Genomic DNA, 19886 nt, shown 5'->3' on the forward strand with positions numbered 1-19886 from the left:
GCGGCGGAGAAGATCCTCCAGCCGCCGATGAGGCTTATGCGCAGCGCCGCGCAAAACTAAATGCCGCTGAACCAGTTGTAGCCCTGATCTTCCCAATACCCGCCCGGATTGACGTCGCTGACGAAGATCGCGGCGATATGTTTGGCGTTTTTGAACCCCAGTTTGGTTGGCACCCGCAGCCGCAGCGGGTAGCCATAGTCCGCCGGCAGCGCCTTGCCGCCGAAATCCAGCGCCAGGATGGTCTGCGGGTGCAGCGCGGTGGCCATGTCGAGGCTGGAGTAGTAGCGATCGGCGCATTTGAAGCCGACGTAACCGGCATTGAGATCCGCGCCGACGTGCTGCAGAAAGGTGCGTAGCGGCACGCCGCCCCATTGGCCGATCGCGCTCCAGCCCTCAATGCAGATCAGACGCGTGATCTGGCTTTGCTGCGGCAGCCGCTGCAGCTGTTCCAGCGTCCAGGGGGCTTTTTTCTCCACTTTCCCGGCGACCTCAAGCCGGTAGCCGGCGAGATCGATCTCGGGGACGTTGTATTCCGGGTAAAACGCGTTGAAGGGGAAAGGGTGGGTAATCTGATCGGGCCGGTAAGTTTGCGCCAGCCGCTGGCCGCTGAACAGCCAGGCCTGCACGCGGTCGTTCCAGCGCGACATGGCCCACAGCACCTTATCCACCCGATCGCCGTCTTGCAGGTTGCAACCGGTGAGCATGGCGATACCACCCAGCGTCAGGCCGGAACGCAGCATCAGGCGGCGCTGCAGATTGACCAACTGCTTTTTTTGGTCCGGTTCCAGTTTTGGCGCGGTTGCCCGCGGCTTTTTCTCATTCATGTTTGCCACCCGTTATCATCGCCCACAGCGTTTTGGGCACGATGATCACCATAAAGACGTGGATCGCCACGAACAGGCCGATGCCGGCCATGGCGAAGAAATGCACGTAGCGCGCGAAATCGAAGCCGCCAAACAGGGCGACCAATCCCTGCAGCTGAACCGGCTTCCAGATCGCCAGGCCGGACAGCACCAGCAACAGGCCCAGCGCCAGTACGCCGAGGTACATCAGCTTCTGAATGGCGTTGTAGTGGCCATGCCGGTGGCGCAGGCGCAGCGTCAACGCCAGCCAGATATCCTGCCGCAGCGCGCCAACGCGCAGCGGCAACAGATCGCGGCGAAAATGGCCGCTGAACAGGCTCCACAGCAGATAGCAGACGGCGTTGAGCGCCAATAGCCACATCACCGCCAAATGCCAACCAATCGCGCCGCCCAGCCAACCGCCCAGCGTCATCTGCGGCGGAAAGCGGAAATCGAACAGCGGCGAGGCGTTATAGATCTCCCAACCGCTCATAAACATGCACACCATGGCGAACAGGTTGATCCAATGAGTGATTCGAACCGGCCAGCGATGCACCGGCCGCGACGCGTTGGTTTTCATGGCTTTCTCCGGTTACATCGGCGGCACGGTGCCGTCTTTGCCGGCGGAGATGCGGGTGGCGATGCGCTCGCCCTTATCGTTGACGGCGGAGAACAGCACGATGTGTACGCCAGGCTTCAGCAGGCTCAAATCGCCCGGATCCAGCGTCACGATCGGCACGTCTTCCGGCACGATGACGGTTTTCTGCTGGTTGCCGTAGGTGACGGTCAGGGTGCGACCGTTGGATTTCACCAGTTTGCCGACGGTGCCGTTGGTCATGGTGTCCACTTTGCCGTCGGCGGATTCCCAGGCCGAGTGCCCTTCGCCGGTGCCGCGCAGGCTGGCGGCGAATACGTGCACCTCCAGCGCTTTGAGCGTGCCGTCCGGCTGCGGCACGGCGGCGGTGCCGATAAAGCTGTCCGGTTTGATGTCGTCCAGCGTGGCTTTGGACACGCTGAGCACTTTGGTCTGATCGTTCAGCTTGACGCTGAGTGTCTCGCCTTTGCGATCGGTCAGCTGCAGATTGCCGTCGGCCACCTGGCTGATGGTGCCGCGCAGCGGCGCGATGACTTTGCCCGGCGTTTGGGCGGCGGCGGCCAGGCCGCTGGACAGCAGCAAGGTGGATAACAGTAAACCGGCTATACGATGACGAGTAATCATAACGTTCTCCTGAAATAAGTTTGCCGGTTAAGCATGGTTGAGCCATTGGGTCAGCGCCATGGCCGTTTGATGACATTAATGTCATCAAGTTTGTCCGCCGAAGCTGCTAGTATTTTTGCAGACGTAACGAGGTGGCGAGCATGCGAATACTGGTAGTTGAAGACGATATCGGCACAGGGGATTACCTGAAGAAAGGGCTGGGGGAAGCGGGGTACGGCGTCGATTTGGCGCGCAACGGCACCGACGGGCTGTTTCGCGCGTTGGAGCAGGATTACGATGCGATCGTGCTCGATGTGATGCTGCCGGGGCTGGATGGCTGGCAGATTATCGAGGTGCTGCGCAAGAAAAGCGACGTGCCAATTCTGTTTCTCACCGCCCGCGACGGCGTGCAGGATCGCATCCACGGCCTGGAGCTGGGCGCGGACGATTATCTGATTAAACCGTTTTCGTTTACCGAACTGGTGCTGCGTTTACGCACCTTGCTGCGCCGCGGGCCGGCGCGCGAAGCCGATCATTACGCCATCGCCGATCTGCAGCTGGACGTGTTGCGTCGCCGGGCGGTGCGCCAGGATCAGGTGATCCCGTTGACCAACAAGGAGTTCATGCTGCTGCATCTGCTGGTGCGGCGCGAGGGCGAAGTGCTGTCGCGCACGCAAATAGCCTCTCAGGTGTGGGACATGAATTTTGACAGCGACACCAATGTGGTTGACGTGGCCATCAAACGCCTGCGCGCCAAAATAGACCGGCCGTTCGACGTCAAGCTGATCCACAGCGTGCGCGGTATCGGCTATGTTTGCGAGCCACGCTCGTGAGCGGGCGCACGTCACGTCGGCCGGTATCGCTGACGCTGCGCACCGCCACGCTGTTCGCGCTGGTGGCCGCGTTGGTGGTGAGCGGGACGGGCGGGTATCTGTATAGCGCCATGCGCCAGGAAATGACGCTGCGCAGCGATCTGCAGGTGACCGGGCGCGTAGAGTATTTCCGCCATCTGCTGGGACAGCGCTTTCCTTTGGCTCGCCTGACCGCCAATAACGGCCTGTTTGAAAACATGCTGGGCAATGAACAGGACGTGCTGATTTTCCAAATCCCGGGACAAAAACCGCTCATCAACGTGAACCCGGCCGGGGTGGCATTGCCGCCGATCGTGCCGACGCCGGCCGGTCAGGCGCAGACGTTGGCCGCCGTGCGCGGCGGGGAAACGGCGCAGGGGGTGCCGCTGCGCGCGGCTTCCGCGATGGTGCGCCTGGAAGACGGCAGCCTGTTGCAGATCTCCGCCGCGCACGTGATGGTCAACGAACAGAAGATGCTGGCGCGCTACCTGTGGCGCATCGTCGCGGCGGTGGCGGTGGCTTTCCTGCTGATTGCGCTCCTGGGGTATGGGGTCATGCGCCGAGGATTGAAGCCGTTATGGCGCATGGCGGCGCAGGCGGCGCAGATTGCACCCAATACGCTGTCGACACGCCTGAGCGAGCAGGGGGCGCCGAAGGAGTTGCAGCAGCTGACCCGTTCGTTCAATGCGATGCTCGATCGGTTGAATGAAGGCTATCAGCGGCTGACGCAGTTTTCCGCCGATCTGGCCCATGAGATCCGCACCCCGGTAGGGGCGTTGATGGGCCAGTGCCAGGTGGCGCTTTACCAGCCCCGCAGCGTGGAGGAGTACGAAACCCTGCTGTCGAACAATATGGATGAGCTGGAGCGCATTTCCCGCATGGTGGAAAATATCCTGTTCCTGGCGCGCGCCGGCGAGGCGCAGTCTGCGCTGAACTACAGTCGGCTGGATGTGGCGCTGGAGCTGCGGCGGGTGGCGGATTATTTCGAGGTGCTGGCGGAAGAACGCGGCATCGCGCTGAGCTGCGCAGGTGAGGGAACGCTGAAGGCGGACGCGATGCTGTTCCAGCGCGCGTTGAGCAACCTGGTGGCTAACGCGGTACGTTATGCCGACGAGAACAGCCGGATCGTCCTGCGGGCTGAACGGCGCGCCGATGCCTGGTGGGTACAGGTTATCAATCAGGGGCCGCCGATCGCGCCGGCACAGCTGGAAAAGTTGTTCGATCGCTTCTATCGCGCCGATCCCGCGCGCAGCGCCGGCAATCATGCCAGTGGGCTGGGGCTGTCTATCGTGCGCGCCATCATGACGCTGCACGGCGGTGAAGTTCGCGCGCAGTGTTCCGATGGCCGGGGTTCTGCTTGCTTGACCTTTAGCCTGATATTCCCCTCATCAGTTCAATGAGCTACCGCGAATGTTTTCGCCTGTTGCGGAAAACGCGACAGGCGCCATTCGTAAGTTTTTCCTTTCATTATTGTTTCCCACCGCCTTGGCTGAACCCAAAATTTAACATTTGCGACGCGGCAAACGCGTTAATTCATCGGGCTAATGCGGATGGACTGCGGTCTGTGATTACGCTCAACATTCACGTGTTATTATTTTTTTATTAAAATTTAGTTCTGCGGTCTTTTTTTGAGATGATTTTCCTTAAAATTGATAATTTGCGACACAAAAAACTAACTTTGTGGTTTTTGTCGCGTCAATATATCAATGAATGAGGTGATTGGTTAACCTTTGGTTATGGTTTGCAAGAAAAATCCTATATAAACGATGGTGAGGTGACAAAGCGTATTTCGTGGCGTTAATTGAGTGGTTTTTCTTGCCTGTGCTTGGGTATTTTCGCGAATTACCTGATTAAATATTTATTTAATATTTCATTAACATTTGACGCCAAACTATAAATGATCGCTATAGTGAAAACATGTGAATAAAATGAAATATAGATTTAATGACCATATTCTCTTTGACGCAGACACCAGAACCCTTAGCCCAACAGATTTTTCTGACGATCCCATATCCATATCCAGTCCTTCCAAACGGTTGTTGTTGCTGTTGATTGCCCACCATGGCGAGGCCGTAGGGCGTGAACTGATATTCAAGAAGGTCTGGGACGATTACGGCATGGTGTCCAGCAATAATAATCTTAATCAGTGCGTCAGCAAATTGCGTCGGGTGATTAAAAACCTTGGCGTCGAGGATGAGGTCATTGTTACGGTTCCTAAAGTGGGCTTTATGTTGCGTGATGAGATTACCATCGAGTCTTATGAGGACGCGGAAGATATTCACGACGCGGAGCCTGCCGCGGCTGTGCCGGGATCTGCGGCCGCAGCGACGGTCAATCTGGCGTCCGACACCGTCATCGACGGGGCCTCTTCTCATCTTGGTTATTCCCGCCGTGGGTGGCTGATGTTCAGCGCGATGGTTCTGGGGGGGATCCTCATGGCTATTGCTGTCACGGCCTATTTCAGCGGCTCGGGGGCCCGGCAGGAGAGCTACCTGGGAAAGTCGGGCAACTGTAAGGTTTTCATGTCGTTGCCTGATGCCTCGGCGACGGTCAACGCCAGCCTGAATCGGGACATTCTGGCTTACGCCGCGCACCAAACGGGAGAATGCAGCGGCGATGAGTTTTTGCTGGTGGTGCGCAGCAATCAGGTCAGGGCTTACATTTCCGGCATTTCCCGCTTATTCCTGCTGCGCTGCAAGATCTTGCGCGAACATAAAATGGAGATCTGTTCAGGATTGGAAAGCGACAATGCCGAGTTTATTAATTGACCATTGATAGCCGCTGCCCAACGCGATTGAAGGGCGGTGGATATGACAAAAATATTACAGTGTTGAAATAGAACGTTCGACTTTCATTTGGCGGGTTGCCGTGTGGCGCTTACGAGAGGTATTTCCCTTTCTCTACCGCTTTCTACCTCATTATGGTGATTATGTATGGTTAAAGCCGATTTCGGTGATGCGCTGCTATTTTTTGAACCCAGCTATTTAGTGAGAAGAGGAATGGAAGCATTTCTCGTTACCCAATCAAGTGACAGCTATTTTATCGACACCTTGAGGGAGCTGGAGGGGGTATTGAAAGAGGGAAAGCCTCGCGCGCTTATTATGGAGTTATATCATCAGAGAGAATATTTGTATGATGTATTACGGTTCGTTCTGACGGCAAAAAATGTTTGGCCGGAAATTCCCTTGGTGATTTTCACCGCGGTAGAACACCCCGGTATATTAGCGTTGTTGGCGGCGGATGCGCGCATAGCGATAGTGGCAAAGGAGGAGCCATTGCATTGCCTGAATGACGCCATTGCGGCTGCGGGTGAGTTCTCCGGCTATCGTTCCCCGCATATTCGCGCCCGGCTGGTGCATTCGGCAGCCGCATTATCTGACAGTGAATGGCGAGTTTTGGCCATGATGGTTGCCGGTGCATCTCCAGGCAGCATCGCCAACGTGACCCGGCGAAGTTACAAAACCATAAGCTCCCATAAACTGAATATTATGCGAAAACTGGGCCTCAATCAGGCCGGCTTTATGCGGCTTATTCTTTCCCTGAGAACCCGATACCCTTCCTGACACAGGGCGAGAAGCCCCCCCTTTTTCTCTACAGCGGCCGATCTGGATTGGCTGCTGCCCCCTGCGTAAATCCAATCAATCTTTTCCCTCAGCGAACAACGCCGACGCTGAAATTTTGCACGGCCATGGGAAGGGCGAACAGAGCGTACTTGTGGTTAAACAATACCCGCCTTGCCGGGGTTAAACCACAATGTGATTGTGCTTTCATCAAAGGCTTAACCCGCTTTTTAATGTGATTGATGGGGGTTAAAACATTAACGGCGGGATTTAAATCTAAATATTTGAACTTTAATAGTTAATGATTCTTTTTTGATCGGCCGGGGATATTCTTGTGGCGTCAAGCAGACTGGCTAAACGCAGTGATGCAAACGGCTGGCTGAGAATGGACGAAAGAAAGAAAACATATTCAACATTGAAGGGAGTTATACCATGAAGAAAATGACACTGGCTCTGGCGATCGTTTCCGCCTTTGCAGCGGTCAGCACTGCTCAAGCCGCCGACGTTACCGCTCAGGCGCTGGCAACCTGGTCTGCGACCGCCAAGAAAGACACCACCAGCAAACTGGTTGTGACGCCGATTGGCAGCCTGGCCTTCAACTATGCAGAAGGCATTAAGGGTTTCAACAGCCAGAAAGGCCTGTTTGACGTCACCGTGGAAGGCGATACCACGGCCACCGCTTTCAAACTGACCTCAAAACTGGTCTCCAATACGCTGACTCAGCTGGATACTTCCGGTTCTACGCTGGAAGTCGGGGTGAACTATAACGGTGCGGTGGTCGGGAAAACGGCTGAAACCACCATGATCGACACCACCGCCGGCATTTTGGGCGGCAATCTGAGCGCCCTGTCCAACGCCTACAACCAGGCCGGCCGCACCAGCGCGCAGGATCAGTTCACCTTCAGCATCATCGGCGCGACGTCAAACGGCACCACCGCCGTCACGGATTTCAGCACGCTGCCGGAAGGTATCTGGAGCGGCGACGTCAGCGTCGAGTTCAACGCGACCTGGACTTCCTAATCCCCCGAACGATCTGCATCTGGCAGGGGGGAGACCTCCTGCTATTTATCGCTCATCAACGCCAGTGGAATACCGCAATGACACGCTTTTCTCTCGCCGTCACCCTGATGTTAATGCTGCTGCGGCCGGCTTTGGCGCTCGATGTGGGTGAGATCAGCGCCTTCATGCCTGGCGACAGCGCGCGCCTGAGCAAGGAAATCAAAAACACCACCGACAGCGGCCGGCTGGTGACCATCAAGATCGAACGCATTTCCAGTCCCCTGGCCTCCGGCACGGTGATCCCGATGAGCAGTCGGGATGAAATGCTGCTGTCGCCCGCCAGCCTGATCTTGCCGGCCAACGCCAGCGATGTGATCCGCTTTTACTACAAGGGGCCGAATGATGCCCAAGAGCGTTACTACCGCATCGTTTGGTTCGATCAGGCGCTGAGCGAGGCGGGGCAAAACTCGGCTCGGCGTAATGCCGTGGCCACCACGTCGGCGCGCATCGGCACCATTTTGGTGGTGGCGCCTCGGCAGGATCGCTTCGCCTATCAGTTCGCCAACGGACGGATCAAAAACACCGGCAACGCCACGTTCAAAGTGGTGGCCTACGGCAATTGCAGGAACAAGCAAGACGGCAGCGACTGCAAGGAAAACTATTTTGTGATGCCGGGGAAGGATCGCGCCTTCAGCAAGGTTGACGTCAACGATAAAAAAGGACGCGTCGCGCTGTGGCACGGCGAACAGTTTATCCCGGTGAAGTAATGCGCGCGTTATCCACGATGGATGCAAAACAATCACGCAAGGAGTGGCATGTGAACGCTGTGCTGTTGAGAACGCTTTTGGCTGCCGGTGCGCTGGCGCTCCCGACGCTGTTGCCTGGCCGGATGGCGATGGCGGCCGGTTTGACGCAGATTAACGGCGTGCTGATCCCGCACACTTTCAGCCTGGCGTTGCGCGAGGGGATGAGTATTCCGCTGTTGTTGCATTATGAAAAGAGCGATGGCGTCAAAGACGACAGCCGCATCGGCCATGCCTTTCTCTACCTGGATCAGGACCGGCTAAAGATTCGTCGGGTGACGCTGGAGGATAACGACGACGGCGCCCGGCTGACGGCGGCGATTGCCGGCCAGCTGCAGGCTTTGCAGGATGCGCCATTCGATCGGCAGCAGCATATTCGGATCGCGGACGACGCCTGGCTGGCGCTGGATTTCCGGCAGCTCAACCTGCAGCTGGTGGTGAAGGAATCCGCGTTGGGGACGGTGCTGCGCGCCCGCTCCAGCGACATCGGCGCGTCCAGCGTGGATGCCGTAAGCAGCACGCTGGATTATAACCTCGGGGTCTACGATAACCGGGCCCGCGCCAGCGAAGGCAATACCTCCAGTTATTTATCGCTCAACAGCGTCACGGCGTTGCGCGAACACCACGTGGAGTTGAACGGTTCCATCTACGGTATCGGCAGCGGCGATGAAAACGCCACGCTGTACAAAGCAATGTACGAGCGTGATTTCGCCGGCCGCCGTTTCGCCGCCGGCATGCTGGACAGCTGGAACCTGCAGTCGCTGGGGCCGGTCACGACCATCAACTCGAGCAAGATTTATGGCCTGTCCTACGGCAACCGCGCCAACTCGACGGTATTCGATAATTCCCAATCGCTGACGCCGATCGTGGTTTTTTTCCCCTCGGCCGGCGAGGTGCATCTGTCGCGCGACGGGCGGCTGCTCAGCGTACAAAACTTCACGATGGGCAACCATGAAGTGGACACCGGCAGTTTGCCCTACGGTATCTATGACGTAGAGGTGGAGGTCGTGGTCAACGGCAAAGTGGTCGATAAACGCATGCAGCGAGTGAATAAATTGTTCAGCCCCAATCGCGGTGCGAATGCGCCGCTGGCCTGGCAATTCTGGGGTGGGATGCTGCGCATGGACGACTGGCGCGGCGAAAGGGAACGCCACCGCCCGGCAAAGGACTCTTATTTGCTTGGCGCTTCGGCTAGCGGCAATCTGCAAACGCTTAATTGGGCGCTGTCGGGGTATTCGTTTGACGGCAACGCCGTCGGCGAGAGCCGCGTCAGCCTGCCGGTGACCGAGTCGATTCAGATCAACCTGCAAAACATGGCGGCCTCCGATCGCTCCTGGAGCCTGGTCAACAGCGTCAGCGCCGCGTTGCCCGGCGGCTTCAGCAGCGTATGGATCAATCAGGAGAAAACGCAGATTGGCGATCGTCTGTTGCAAAATGACGCCTATAACCGCGCCGTTGGCGGCAGCCTTAATCTGGGGGCGCTGTGGTCTCCGCTGGGCACCCTGAGCGCCAGCTACAACGACGATAAGAAGAACGACAGTCACTATTACAACGCCGACTATTACCAGAACATCTTTACCGGCCGCTTCGGCACGCTGGGCGTCCGGGCGGGCGTGCAACGCTACAACAACGGCAGCAGCAACGCCAATACCGGCAAGTACATCGCGCTCGATTTTTCACTGCCGATGGGCAACTGGCTCAGCGCCGGCGTTTCCAATCAAAACGGTTACACCACCGCCAACCTGGCGGCGCGCAAGGACATCAAGGACGGGCCGATCCGCACCCTGGGCGCCAACCTGTCGCGGGCGATTTCCGGTGATACCCGCGGCGACAATCGCTTCAACGGTGGTGGCTATGCGCGCTTCGACACCAAGTATTCGGCCGGCACGCTCAACGTCAGCAGCTCCGCCGACGGCTACGTTAACAGCAGCCTGACCGCGAGCGGCAGCATGGGTTGGCAAGGGCGTGATATTGCCATCAGCGGCCGCAACGAAGGCAACGCCGGGATTATCTTCAATACCGGCATTGAAAACGACGGCCTGCTGACCGCACGGGTTGACGGCCGGATGGTGAAGCTGAGCGGCAATAAGAATTACCTGCCTTTGTCGCCTTACGGTCAGTACGACGTTGAGCTGATGAACAACAAAAACTCGGCGGAGAGCTTCGACATCGTCACCAAGCGCAAGAGCAAGCTCACCCTGTATCCGGGCAACGTGGCGGTGATCTCGCCGGAGATAAAACAGATGGTGACGGTGTTTGGCCGCATCAAAGCGGAGGACGGCACGCTGCTGGCCAACGCCTATATCAAGAACCATATCGGCCGCACCCGCACCGATGAGAAAGGCGAATTTATCATGGACGTCGACAAGAAATTCCCGGTTATCGATTTTACCCACGGCGGCAATCAGACATGCGAAGTGGATTTGGATCTCAGCAAGGCGCAAGGCGCCGTGTGGGTCGGCGACGTGATCTGCACCGGGCTGAAAACCTATGCAGGCAATATGTCATCCGGGGAGTCTGACCATGAGAGCTAACGTTGCGCTGTTGTTGTTGGCGCTGGTCGCCCCCGCGCTGCAGGCGGCGGTCAGCCAGACCAACTGGCCGGATGCGGCGGTCATGAAATTTGTCTTCGTGGAGAACAACGCCGACGACAACTTTTTCGTCACGCCGGCCGGCGGGCTGGATCCGCGCATGACCGGCGCCAATAAGTGGACCGGGCTGAAATACGGCGGTTCCGGCACTGTCTATCAGCAGAGCCTGGGGTACGTGGATAATGGTTATAACACGGGGCTGAATGCCAACTGGCGCTATGACATGTGGCTGGAAAATGCGCCGATAAAGAATCCGTTCCTCGGCCTGCGCTGCATCAACTGGTATGCCGGTTGCAATATGGATACCAGCTTGATTCTGCCGCAGACCACCGACGAAAAGGGATTTTACGGCGCCGTGGTTACGCCCGGCGGCGCAAAATGGATGCACGGCATGATGTCGCCGAGCTTCTATCAGTATCTGAAGCAGATGGCGGCGGGCGAAGCTTTCAGCATGCAGATCAACGGCTGCCAAACGTCGGTGGCTTATGACGCCGCGGCCGGCGGCCGCTGTCGGGATCAGGCCAGCGGCAGCTGGTACAAGCGGACCGTCACGCACAGCAAGGCGGCCCACCTGCGCTTTATCAATACCAACGCCGTATCGGAGGTGTTCGTCAATAGCGATGGGGTGCCGATCATCGGCGAGGGCAATGCCGATTGCAAGAACCAGACCATCGGCGCTCGCTCAGGCATCATGTGCAAGATGGTCAGCTACGATTTGCAGACCGACGGCAGCGTGAGCAATACCTCGATTCATATTTTCCCGGCGATTAACCATGCGGCGCTGTCCTCAGCGGTGAACGCCGCCGATCTGCAGTTCAGTCTGAACGGCAACACCTGGAAAAACACGTCGGGCACCGGCAGCTACTATACGTTTAACGAGCTGAAGAGCAGCAACGCCGTCTATGTGTTCTTCTCCAGTAACTTCTTCAAACAGATGGTCGCGCTGGGGATTTCCGACAGCGGCACTCGCGATCTGATCAATTTCCGTTTTCAGAACACCACCTCGCCGGAGTCGGGATGGTATGAGTTTTCCACTTCAAACCAGCTGATTATCAAGCCGCGCGATTTCAGCATCAGCATTATTTCCGATGATTACGACAACAGCCCACACCGTGAAGGCTATGTCGGCCCGGCGGAGCCGGCGCTGGAGTTCGGCTACTTCGTGACCACCAGCGGCAAAACCGCCGCCGATCAGGTGAGGGTGATGGCGACCGGGCCGACTCAGGCGATCAATGGGGTGAACTATTGCCTCTTTTCTTCTGCGGATAACACTACCCAGGTGCCGTTCCCCGCCACACTCGGCATCACCACCAGCACCAACGGTCAGCAGAGCTTCGCCGCCGGCTGCGATGGCCAGTGGCACGACATGACCAATGCGCTCTGGAGCAGCACGCCGTGGAATGATATCTCCGGTGAAGTGGGGGTGCTGAACAAGACCCACGTGACCTTTAGCATTCCGATGAACAATCCGATCTCACTGAGAACCGTCGACGGCAACGGTTGGTATGGCGACGTCAGCGCCGCCGGTGAAATTCATGTCGAAGCCACCTGGCGCAACATCAATTAAGGGCAGGGCGTGAAACTTGTGCTGATAGGGTTGCTGTGTTTGTCCTTCCCCTTTACCGCCGCCGCGATCAATGTCGGTACCCTGACGTTTGCCATGGATCAGGATCGCTCATTCACCGCCAAGCGGGTGTTGAATAACAACCGCAGTGCGCGCCTGTATCAGGTGAGCATTCGCGCCATCGATCGGCCGGGAGAGCGCGAGGTGCGCAGCCGGCCGGCGGACGGCGAGCTGCTGTTCGCACCGCGCCAGCTGACGCTGCAGGCCGGGCAGGCGGAGTACTATAAGTTTTTCTATCGCGGGCCGCAGGATAATCGCGAGCGTTATTACCGGGTATCATTTCGCGAAGTGCCGACCCGACTGTTCGAGCCGGGGCCGCGTCGGGGCGCCGGCGTCAACCTGGAGCCGATCGTGGTGATGGACACCATTCTGGTGGTGCGCCCGCGTCAGGTAAACTTTGCCTATCGGCTCGATACCCAGCGCGGTACGCTCACCAACACCGGCAACACCTACTTCAAGTTCCTGCTCAAGCCGGGCTGCAACAGCACGGATGAAGAGGGCGTCACCGAATACCTGCGCCCCGGCGATACGCTGACCCATGCCGGTATTCGGCTGAAGGGGCAGAAATTCATTATCTATAACGACAAATTTATCAGCGTCGATCGCAGCTGCCTCGATTAACGCGGCGGAATGGCAAAGCGGAAGCAGGCGCCGCTTTGCGCTTGTTCGATCAGCTGAATATCGCTGTCGTGCAGCTGCAGAATGCGCCGCACGATCATCAGGCCCAGTCCGCCGGAAGGGCGCCGGGCGCCGCTCAGGACAGACGGGCGCACGAACAGATCGGCGCGCAGCGTCTGCGGAATGCCGGGGCCGCTGTCGCTGACCTGCACCATCACTCGATCGTCCTGCCGCCACAGCCGCACGCCGATGTCGCCGCCGGGCGGCGTATGGCGAATGGCGTTGTCCAACAGGTTGGTCAGCACCCGCTCAATCATGCTGAGATCGGCGAACACCGGCGGAATGCCGGGGGGAATGTCGGCATGCAGCCGCTGGTTGCGCGCCTCCGCCGCCAGCTCGAACTTTTGGAACACGTCCTGCAACAGCTCGCTGAGGGAAAAAGGCTCTTTCTGCGGTTTCACTACGCCGTACTCCAGCCGCGCCAGCTCGAACAGCTCCTGTGCCAGCTTGCCCACTTTGCGGCTCTGCGCCAGCGCGATCTCCAGATAGCGCCGCCGATCGGCTTCGCTCAGGGTGGCGGACTTGACCGACAGCGTCTCCAGATAGCCGTGCAGCGAGGTGAGCGGGGTGCGCAGATCGTGCGAGACGTTGGCGATGAACTCACGCCGCAGCCGATCCTGCTGCGCCAGCGTTTGCCACTGTTCGGCAAGGCGCTGCGCCATGCGGTGGAAGGCCTGCTGCAGCTGGCTGACTTCGTCGCGCCCGGCCCGTACCGCCGGCAGCGCCGCGTAGGCCTGCACCGCCTCGATGCCGCCGCTGTCCAGCGCGCTGACCTGCCGGGTCAGGCGACGGATAGGGCGCGTTACCCAATAAAACGCGAAGCCGCCGGCCAGCAGGCTGAACAGCACCATCAGCCCGGAGGTCCACAGCGCCATCCTGACCGCCGAGTTGAACTGGGCGTTGCTGGCCAGCGCCGTGTACTCTTCGCCGAGCAGCACCACGTACAGATAGCCTTCGATCCGGCCATCGACCTTAAGCGGCGCGACGCTGAACACCTTACGCCCGTCCACGCTGCGCGGATCGTCGCCATACACCGGCATCGGCGCGCCGCCGAGCAGCGCCTGCAGCGGCGGCAACGCGACCCGCTGCCGCTTCAGATGCCCGGCCGGCGCGGCGTTGCCGATAATCGCGCCCTGCTTGTCGAGCAGGTAAACCTCAACGCTGGGGTTCACCGCCATCAGTTGATCGAACAGGGTATGCACCGCCTGCGGATCCGGCCCGTTCACCCCCAGCAGCGGGTTGCTGTCGGCGATATGCTGCGCCAGGTTGCCGGACAGGCGCTGGATCACCGCCTGGCTGTACTGGGTGCTGCTGCGCACCTGCATCCAGCCGGAAAAGGCGCAGCCGATGACGATCAGCAGCGCGAAGATCAGCGTGAGGCGCTGCGCTAACGTAAGGTTTTTCATGGCTCACTCTTGCGGCGCGGCCGCGAATTTATAGCCCATGCCCCACACCGTGAGGATGCGCTCGGGTTCCGCCGGGTTGCGCTCGATCTTGATGCGCAGCCGGTTGATATGGGTGTTGACGGTGTGCTCATACCCCTCGTGCTGATAGCCCCAAACCTGATTCAACAGGCTCAGGCGCGAGAATACCTGGCCCGGGTGGCGGGCGAAAAAGTACAGCAGGTCGAATTCGCGCGGCGTCAGCTCGACCGGCTGCTGGTGCAGGTGCACTTCGCGGGCGATGGGGTCGATGGTCAGATCGTTGAAGCTGAGTACGCCGGCGTCCATGCGCAGGTTGCGGCTCATCGCTTCCTGGCGGCGAAACAGCGCCTTGACCCGCGCCACCAGCTCCAGCATGGAGAAGGGCTTGGCCAGATAGTCGTCGGCGCCCAGCTCCAGCCCCAGCACGCGGTGCACCTCGCTGGAGCGCGCGCTGGTGATGATGATCGGCGTGTAGCGCGTCATGGTGCGCGCCCGGCGGCAAATCTCCAATCCGTCCACGCCCGGCAGCATCAGATCGAGGATGAGGGCGTCCCAGCCGCCCTGTTCCAGCATCGCCATGCCCCGGTTGCCGTCGGCGGCGTGGCTGATGGCGTAACCCTCGTCGCGCAGATGCAGCTGCAGCAGTTCGGCGATGTCGCCGTCGTCCTCGACGATCAAAATTCGTTTTGGCTTGTCCATTCTCATTACCGCTGATTGCCCGTTTCTCTCTGAAGTCTACACAACCCCCACCGGCGGAGTTATCACATTTTATTTAACTTTGCGTGAGGTCTTGGGGAACAAATCCGGGGAATACTCGGCTCATCGCCTCATTGGTCGCCAGGAGTTCGCATGAGCCTCACTCTCACCCCGGAACAACGCCAGACGGTGCATCCGCTGTGGCTGCGGTTGACGCACTGGCTGAATGCGCTGGCGATGCTGATCATGGTGACCAGCGGCTGGCGCATCTACAACGCCTCGCCGCTGTTCAACTTCAGCTTTCTCAATGAGCTGACGCTCGGCGGTTGGCTGGGCGGCGCGCTGCAGTGGCACTTCGCCGGCATGTGGCTGTTCGGCGTCAACGGGCTGTGCTACCTGCTGATCAACCTGGCCAGCGGGCGTTTCAAACGCAAGTATTGGCCGCTCAGCCCACGGCAGTTTCTCGCCGATATAGGTGCCGCGCTGCGCGGCAGGCTGCAACACGCCGACCTGCGCCACTACAACATGGTGCAACGCGTGGCCTATCTGTCGGTGATGATCCTCGGCGTGATGAGCGCGCTGTCCGGGCTGGTGCTGTGGAAATCGGTGCAGTTTCCGCTGCTGCGCACGCTGCTCGGCGGTTATGAGGCGGCGCGCTATATCCACTTTTTTGCCATGTCGGCGCTGGTGGTCTTCGTCGCGATTCACCTGGTGATGGTGGCGCTGGTGCCCCGGACGCTGCTGGCCATGCTGCGCGGACGCTAAGGAGTGAATGATGGAAAAGGATAAACAGATCATGACGATCATTGAAGGGCAGGCGATCGTCAAAGAAGCGCAGCGGCTGTTGAGCGCGCCTTCGCGCCGCCGCTTTCTGCGCAACGGCCTGACGCTGGGCGGCATCGCCATGCTCACCGGCTGCGATCTCAGCGATAACGCCAACGTCGAACAGGCGCTGAACCGCATCTCGCGCTTCAACGATCGGGTACAGGGCTGGCTGTTCAATGGCGATCGCCTGGCGCCGGTCTACCCGGAATCGATGATCACCCGGCCGTTCCCGTTCAACGCTTTCTACGCCGAGGAGGACGCGCCGGACATCAACGGCGACGATTACCGGCTGGAGGTGGCGGGACTGGTGCAGGACAAACGCGCCTGGAGCCTGCCGCAGCTGCACCGCATGGCGCAGGTCAGCCAGGTGACGCGCCATATTTGCGTCGAGGGCTGGAGCGCCATCGGCAAGTGGGGCGGCGTGCCGTTCGCGACCTTTCTCAAGGCGATCGGCGCGGATCTGAGCGCCCGCTACGTCAGCTTCAAATGCGCCGACGATTACTACACCAGCATCGACATGGCCACCGCGCTGCACCCGCAGACGATTATTGCGCTGACCTATGACGGCCAGATCTTGCCGCGCAAGTACGGCTACCCGATGAAACTGCGCATGCCGACCAAGCTGGGTTACAAGAACCCGAAACACATTCAGGTGATCGAGGTCACCAACCGCTTCCCGGGCGGTTACTGGGAAGACCAGGGTTACAACTGGTTTGGCGGCAGCTGAGGCGGCCGCCTGCCATTCTCCGGCACCCCGGTGCCTTTGACATGACGGAAGGAAATACCATGAAAAAGTTATTCGCAATGATGATGTGCAGCGCGCTGATGCTGGGCGTGGCCGGTGCCAACGCCGCCGATGGCATGAGCAAAGACGCGATGAAAAAGGACGGCATGAGCCAGATGTCGCACGACGGCATGAAGAAAGCGTGCATGGGCAAGGACTGCATGAAGAAAGACAAGATGGGCAAAGACGCGATGAAAAAGGATGGCATGGCGAAAGACGGTATGGCCAAAGACGGCATGAAGAAAGACGAAATGAAGAAGGACGCGATGGGGCACTAAGCCGCCGCACCCCGCGGCCGCAAGCGGGCGATCCGCGGCGGCCGTGGGCAACATAAGGAGAGAGGATGATGCTGGCGACATGGCTGCGGCGCTTTCAGCGCTCGAACGGGGACGTTATCTTTATGCGCGCGGCGCTGGTGGTGATCTTCGCCGCCTTCGGTTACGCCAAGTGGTTTGATTACGAGGCGCAGGGGCTGGTACCGCTGATCGGCAACAGCCCGCTGCTGAGCTGGATGCATCAGGCGTTCGGCATCCGCGGCGCCAGCTATGCGCTGGGCGTCGCCGAGTGGAGCTTCGGCTTGCTGCTGCTGGCGGGATTCTGGTCGCGGCGGCTGGGGTTGCTGGGGGCGATCGGTTCGACGGTAACCTACCTAACTACGCTGACGCTGATCTTTTCCACGCCGGGGGCCTGGGAGCCTTCCGCCGGCGGTTTTCCGGCCATGGCCGGCGCCACCAGCTTTTTAATCAAGGATCTGGTGTTGCTGGCCGGTTCCCTGGTGCTGCTGAAAGCCGACTTGCCGGCCGAGCAGGCATAAAAAAGGGCGTAGCCTGGCTACGCCCTCTCGTGATTTATCGATCGTCACATATCCGGGAAGGTCAGGGTGCCCCCCGGCGCTTCGCGATGAATGTGCAGGAAGTTCAGGTGCTTCTCGTACTGGTCGAGGATATCGCCAATCACCTGTTCCTTGCTGTAGTCCATCAGGTCGTTGCCCTGGGTGCCTTCCATCAGGAAGGTTTCCAGCCGGTAGTAGTGCGACTTGCCGGAGCGGGCGCGGTAGGTGAAGCCCGGCACCGAGTAGCGCATCGGCCAGATCTGATAGATAAAGTTCTGTTCCTCGCCCAGGCGCACCAGCAGCTCCAGGTGGTTCAGACGCTCGTCTTCGGTCGGCGGCACTTCGCTGAACTCCACTTTCGCGCCGCGCAACTCCAGCTCGCGCGCCACGTCCTGCATCGCCGGACGGCAGACTTTATCCAACATTTTCTGCGTGTACTGGGTGCCCGGATAGTTCATCACCCGCGACAGGCGCTGTTTCCAGTTGAGCACGTCGTGGCTGGAGACCGGCACCGGCGCCAGGGTGCTGAGCGCGCTGGCCTTGCGGTAGTCTTCCACCCGCAGCGATTTGTACAGCCCGGCCATCACGAAGAAGATCACGAAGCTGAACGGCAGGCCCATGATCACCGTGGTTTTCTGCAGCGCCGGCACGCCGTCGGTCATCAGCATGCCGATGGTCAGCAGGCCGATGGCCACCGACCAGAAAATCCGCAGCCAGTTCGGCGCATCATTATTGATGTCGGCCAGGCGCGAGGTGAAGTTGCCCAGCACCAGCGAGCCGGAGTCCGCCGAGGTGACGTAGAACAGCAGGCCGGTGATGGTGGCCACCGAGGCGCTGAAGGTGAAGCCGGGGTATTGCGCCAGCAGACTGTAGAAGCCGCGCTCCGGGAACTGCATCACTTCCTGCGCAAACTCGGCGTTACCGTGAATGATCTGGTACAGCGCGCTGTTGCCGAAGATAGACAGCCACAGCAGGGTGAACACGAACGGTATGATCAGCGTGCCGACCACGAACTGGCGAATGGTGCGCCCGCGCGAGATTCGCGCCAGGAACAGACCGACGAACGGCGACCACGCCACCCACCAGGCCCAGAAGAACAGCGTCCAGTTGTTCATCCATTCCACCGGCCGATCGAAGGCGAAGCTGTTGAGCGTCATGCCCATAAAGCGATTGACGTAATCGCCGACGTTGAGCACCAGCGCGTTGAGCAGGAACTCGGTGTCACCGAAGAACAGCACGAACAGGATCAGGCCCAGCGCCAGCAGCACGTTCAGCTCGGACAGGATGCGGATGCCCTTGTTGACGCCCGAGGTGACCGAGATGGTGGCCATGATCACCGACAGCAGGATCAGCGAGCCCTGCACCGTCAGGTTTTCCGGGATCTCGAACAGCACCTTGAGGCCGTAGTTGAGCTGCACCACGCCGATGCCCAGCGTGGTGGCGATGCCGAAGATGGTGCCGAGCACCGCGGCGATGTCCACGCTGTGGCCGATCGGGCCGTTGATGCGCTTACCGAAGATCGGGTACAGCGCCGAGCGGATGGTCAACGGCAGATTGTAGCGATAGCTGAAGTAGCCGAGGGCGATGCCCATCAGCGCATACATCGACCAGCCGGTCAGGCCGTAGTGGAACAGCGTCCAGACCATCGCCTGGCGCGCGGCTTCCAGCGTTTGCGCGTCACCTTCCGGCGGCATCATGTACTGGGTTACCGGCTCGGCGACCGAGAAGAACATCAGGTCGATGCCGATGCCGGCGGCGAACAGCATCGCCGCCCAGCTCATCAGGCTGAATTCCGGCTTGGACTGCTCCGGCCCGAGCTTGATCGAACCGAAGCGCGAAGCGGCGATAAACACCACGAACACGATGTACAGCGTCGCCGCCAGCAGGTAGTACCAACCGAAGGTGGCTGACACCCAATTCAGCGTGCGGGTGATCCACTGCCCGGAGAAGTCGGTGAAAAAGATGGTCATCAGCGAGAAGGCCAGGATCAGCCCCGCCGAGGTGAAGAAAACCACAGGGTTGAGGCGGTCCTGCTGCGGTTTGGAGGCGGTTTCGTGGGTTGTCATCGTCATCCTCTGAACTGAGAAAATCGTGCCGCTCCGCATTCCGGGGCGCGTTGGCCTCTGGAAAACGGGCGAATGAAGGCGGCGGCCGTCTCCGTAGAGGAGGGCCTGAATGA

At 59.5% G+C, this 19886-nt stretch carries 19 protein-coding genes; 13 read left to right on the forward strand and 6 right to left on the reverse strand.

What is annotated here, in order from left to right:
- Nucleotides 1–56: 56 nt before the first annotated feature.
- Genes V8N38_RS07290 through V8N38_RS07300 form a run of 3 tightly spaced genes read right to left on the reverse strand, consistent with a single transcriptional unit; the run spans nt 57 to nt 2061 of the window.
- Entirely contained in the window at nt 57–824 is a 768-nt protein-coding gene (locus V8N38_RS07290) for a molybdopterin-dependent oxidoreductase (protein WP_004939173.1), read from the reverse strand.
- Nucleotides 817–1422, reverse strand: a complete 606-nt coding sequence (locus tag V8N38_RS07295; RefSeq protein WP_084826574.1) for a cytochrome b/b6 domain-containing protein — start codon at nt 1420–1422, stop codon at nt 817–819. Before V8N38_RS07295 ends, V8N38_RS07290 begins: the two co-directional genes overlap by 8 nt.
- A gap of 12 nt (nt 1423–1434) precedes the next feature.
- Nucleotides 1435–2061, reverse strand: a complete 627-nt coding sequence (locus V8N38_RS07300; RefSeq protein ID WP_049272456.1) for a hypothetical protein — start codon at nt 2059–2061, stop codon at nt 1435–1437.
- Between the two features lie 140 nt (nt 2062–2201).
- Between V8N38_RS07300 and V8N38_RS07305 the strand changes: the two genes are divergently transcribed.
- The 9 genes from V8N38_RS07305 (at nt 2202) to V8N38_RS07345 (ending at nt 13089) form a co-directional block, all read left to right on the forward strand.
- A complete protein-coding gene (locus tag V8N38_RS07305) occupies nt 2202–2873 on the forward strand; it encodes a heavy metal response regulator transcription factor (protein ID WP_033650568.1) in 672 nt (223 codons plus the stop codon).
- A complete protein-coding gene (locus tag V8N38_RS07310; protein WP_147839555.1) occupies nt 2870–4291 on the forward strand; it encodes a heavy metal sensor histidine kinase in 1422 nt (473 codons plus the stop codon). The genes V8N38_RS07305 and V8N38_RS07310 overlap by 4 nt, the downstream gene beginning before the upstream one ends.
- 528 nt (nt 4292–4819) lie before the next feature.
- Nucleotides 4820–5659, forward strand: a complete 840-nt coding sequence (locus V8N38_RS07315; RefSeq protein WP_100396875.1) for a winged helix-turn-helix domain-containing protein — start codon at nt 4820–4822, stop codon at nt 5657–5659.
- A 165-nt stretch (nt 5660–5824) separates the two neighbouring features.
- Nucleotides 5825–6454 (forward strand): helix-turn-helix transcriptional regulator, encoded by a 630-nt coding sequence (locus tag V8N38_RS07320; protein ID WP_087762184.1) that lies wholly within the window; start codon nt 5825–5827, stop codon nt 6452–6454.
- 429 nt (nt 6455–6883) lie between these two features.
- Nucleotides 6884–7471 carry a common pilus major fimbrillin subunit EcpA gene (ecpA, locus tag V8N38_RS07325; protein WP_004939148.1) on the forward strand — a complete coding sequence of 196 codons (588 nt, stop codon included), beginning with the start codon at nt 6884–6886 and terminating at the stop codon, nt 7469–7471.
- A 77-nt stretch (nt 7472–7548) separates the two neighbouring features.
- Nucleotides 7549–8217 carry a hypothetical protein gene (locus V8N38_RS07330; RefSeq protein ID WP_038880871.1) on the forward strand — a complete coding sequence of 223 codons (669 nt, stop codon included), beginning with the start codon at nt 7549–7551 and terminating at the stop codon, nt 8215–8217.
- Between the two features lie 17 nt (nt 8218–8234).
- The gene (locus V8N38_RS07335) at nt 8235–10787 is read left to right on the forward strand and encodes a CS1-pili formation C-terminal domain-containing protein (RefSeq protein WP_280524755.1); all 2553 of its coding nucleotides are present in this window, start codon (nt 8235–8237) and stop codon (nt 10785–10787) included.
- Entirely contained in the window at nt 10777–12411 is a 1635-nt protein-coding gene (gene ecpD / locus V8N38_RS07340) for a fimbrial adhesin EcpD (protein ID WP_102984058.1), read from the forward strand. The genes V8N38_RS07335 and ecpD overlap by 11 nt, the downstream gene beginning before the upstream one ends.
- Nucleotides 12412–12420: 9 nt before the next feature.
- Nucleotides 12421–13089 (forward strand): fimbria/pilus periplasmic chaperone, encoded by a 669-nt coding sequence (locus tag V8N38_RS07345; RefSeq protein WP_060438937.1) that lies wholly within the window; start codon nt 12421–12423, stop codon nt 13087–13089.
- On the opposite strand, the gene V8N38_RS07350 is transcribed toward V8N38_RS07345, so the two are convergent.
- On the reverse strand, nt 13086–14552 hold the full coding sequence (locus V8N38_RS07350; RefSeq protein WP_147839553.1) for an ATP-binding protein: 1467 nt from the start codon (nt 14550–14552) through the stop codon (nt 13086–13088). The genes V8N38_RS07345 and V8N38_RS07350 overlap by 4 nt on opposite strands.
- Before the next feature lie 3 nt (nt 14553–14555).
- Nucleotides 14556–15269 carry a response regulator transcription factor gene (locus tag V8N38_RS07355; RefSeq protein WP_047728196.1) on the reverse strand — a complete coding sequence of 238 codons (714 nt, stop codon included), beginning with the start codon at nt 15267–15269 and terminating at the stop codon, nt 14556–14558.
- A 150-nt stretch (nt 15270–15419) separates the two neighbouring features.
- Here V8N38_RS07355 and V8N38_RS07360 point away from each other — a divergent pair, with 150 nt between their 5' ends.
- The 4 genes from V8N38_RS07360 to V8N38_RS07375 all read left to right on the forward strand — a co-directional run bounded on the left by V8N38_RS07360 (nt 15420) and on the right by V8N38_RS07375 (nt 17689).
- Complete coding sequence (locus tag V8N38_RS07360; RefSeq protein ID WP_060421314.1) at nt 15420–16031, forward strand: cytochrome b/b6 domain-containing protein; 612 nt, start codon at nt 15420–15422, stop codon at nt 16029–16031.
- 10 nt (nt 16032–16041) lie between these two features.
- Nucleotides 16042–16818, forward strand: coding sequence for a molybdopterin-dependent oxidoreductase (locus V8N38_RS07365; RefSeq protein WP_060432139.1), 777 nt, complete (start codon nt 16042–16044; stop codon nt 16816–16818).
- 59 nt (nt 16819–16877) lie between these two features.
- A complete protein-coding gene (locus tag V8N38_RS07370) occupies nt 16878–17153 on the forward strand; it encodes a pentapeptide MXKDX repeat protein (RefSeq protein ID WP_147839552.1) in 276 nt (91 codons plus the stop codon).
- A 65-nt stretch (nt 17154–17218) separates the two neighbouring features.
- A complete protein-coding gene (locus V8N38_RS07375; RefSeq protein ID WP_033637683.1) occupies nt 17219–17689 on the forward strand; it encodes a YkgB family protein in 471 nt (156 codons plus the stop codon).
- A gap of 44 nt (nt 17690–17733) precedes the next feature.
- Here the strand turns inward: V8N38_RS07375 and V8N38_RS07380 are convergent, their stop codons facing one another.
- Nucleotides 17734–19773, reverse strand: coding sequence for a choline transporter (locus tag V8N38_RS07380; protein WP_089186853.1), 2040 nt, complete (start codon nt 19771–19773; stop codon nt 17734–17736).
- Nucleotides 19774–19886 lie beyond the last annotated feature (113 nt).

Origin of the sequence: Serratia nevei (assembly GCF_037948395.1) — a bacterium.
Lineage (GTDB): Bacteria > Pseudomonadota > Gammaproteobacteria > Enterobacterales > Enterobacteriaceae > Serratia > Serratia nevei.

Excerpts from the sequence above, each read along its gene's own strand:
- ecpA (WP_004939148.1), top strand. The coding sequence starts at position 6,884 with ATGAAGAAAATGACACTGGCTCTGGCGATCGTTTCCGCCTTTGCAGCG.
- V8N38_RS07380 (WP_089186853.1), bottom strand. The coding sequence starts at position 19,773 with ATGACAACCCACGAAACCGCCTCCAAACCGCAGCAGGACCGCCTCAAC.
- V8N38_RS07370 (WP_147839552.1), top strand. The coding sequence starts at position 16,878 with ATGAAAAAGTTATTCGCAATGATGATGTGCAGCGCGCTGATGCTGGGC.
- V8N38_RS07355 (WP_047728196.1), bottom strand. The coding sequence starts at position 15,269 with ATGGACAAGCCAAAACGAATTTTGATCGTCGAGGACGACGGCGACATC.
- V8N38_RS07315 (WP_100396875.1), top strand. The coding sequence starts at position 4,820 with ATGAAATATAGATTTAATGACCATATTCTCTTTGACGCAGACACCAGA.
- V8N38_RS07375 (WP_033637683.1), top strand. The coding sequence starts at position 17,219 with ATGATGCTGGCGACATGGCTGCGGCGCTTTCAGCGCTCGAACGGGGAC.
- V8N38_RS07290 (WP_004939173.1), bottom strand. The coding sequence starts at position 824 with ATGAATGAGAAAAAGCCGCGGGCAACCGCGCCAAAACTGGAACCGGAC.
- V8N38_RS07365 (WP_060432139.1), top strand. The coding sequence starts at position 16,042 with ATGGAAAAGGATAAACAGATCATGACGATCATTGAAGGGCAGGCGATC.
- ecpD (WP_102984058.1), top strand. The coding sequence starts at position 10,777 with ATGAGAGCTAACGTTGCGCTGTTGTTGTTGGCGCTGGTCGCCCCCGCG.
- V8N38_RS07350 (WP_147839553.1), bottom strand. The coding sequence starts at position 14,552 with ATGAAAAACCTTACGTTAGCGCAGCGCCTCACGCTGATCTTCGCGCTG.
- V8N38_RS07300 (WP_049272456.1), bottom strand. The coding sequence starts at position 2,061 with ATGATTACTCGTCATCGTATAGCCGGTTTACTGTTATCCACCTTGCTG.
- V8N38_RS07320 (WP_087762184.1), top strand. The coding sequence starts at position 5,825 with ATGGTTAAAGCCGATTTCGGTGATGCGCTGCTATTTTTTGAACCCAGC.
- V8N38_RS07335 (WP_280524755.1), top strand. The coding sequence starts at position 8,235 with ATGGATGCAAAACAATCACGCAAGGAGTGGCATGTGAACGCTGTGCTG.
- V8N38_RS07305 (WP_033650568.1), top strand. The coding sequence starts at position 2,202 with ATGCGAATACTGGTAGTTGAAGACGATATCGGCACAGGGGATTACCTG.
- V8N38_RS07360 (WP_060421314.1), top strand. The coding sequence starts at position 15,420 with ATGAGCCTCACTCTCACCCCGGAACAACGCCAGACGGTGCATCCGCTG.
- V8N38_RS07295 (WP_084826574.1), bottom strand. The coding sequence starts at position 1,422 with ATGAAAACCAACGCGTCGCGGCCGGTGCATCGCTGGCCGGTTCGAATC.
- V8N38_RS07330 (WP_038880871.1), top strand. The coding sequence starts at position 7,549 with ATGACACGCTTTTCTCTCGCCGTCACCCTGATGTTAATGCTGCTGCGG.